This is a genomic window from Acinetobacter courvalinii (assembly GCF_014635545.1).
GTDB classification, from domain to species: domain Bacteria; phylum Pseudomonadota; class Gammaproteobacteria; order Pseudomonadales; family Moraxellaceae; genus Acinetobacter; species Acinetobacter courvalinii.
Genome location: NZ_BMDA01000019.1, coordinates 1 through 678, shown reverse-complemented (window position 1 = coordinate 678; position 678 = coordinate 1). Strand labels below are relative to the sequence as shown.

General features: G+C 42.5%; 1 pseudogene. It reads left to right on the top strand.

Annotated features, from left to right (window positions below):
- Nucleotides 1-678: pseudogene (locus IEV39_RS18365) on the top strand (YadA-like family protein); the annotation flags it as partial.

The following is a 678-nucleotide window of genomic DNA, read 5'->3' as shown; positions in this document are numbered from 1 at the left end:
ACCAAGACTGAGCTAAACAGCAAGATTGACAACACCAAGACCGAGTTGCAAAACAAGGGCTTGAACTTTGCTGGTAATGCCGGTGCAGACGTTCATCGTAACTTGGGTGACAAGTTAAACATCGTGGGTGGTGCTGATGCTGCAACAGCAGAAGACAAGACCAGCGGTGAAAATGTCATTACCCGTACGACAGCAGATGGTATCAAGATCGAATTGTTGAAAGATGCGAAGTTCGACAGCATCACCACTGGCGATAGCGTACTCAACAACAATGGCTTAACCATCAAAGATGGCCCAAGCATCACTAAAGACGGCATCAATGCAGGTAATAAAGTTATTACTAACGTTGCTGATGGTGTAAATGGTAAAGATGCAGTCAATGTTGACCAGTTAACCAAAACTAAAGATGGTCTGGATAACAAGATTACCGATACCAACAACAAGTTAGATGATGCTAAAAAAGACTTGGGTAACCGTATCACAGATACCAAAGATCAGTTAACCACTCAAATTACTGATACTAAAACTGAGTTAAATAACACGATCAATAACACCAAGACTGAGCTAAACAGCAAGATTGACAACACCAAGACCGAGTTGCAAAACAAGGGCTTGAACTTTGCTGGTAATGCCGGTGCAGACGTTCATCGTAACTTGGGTGACAAGTTAAACATCGTG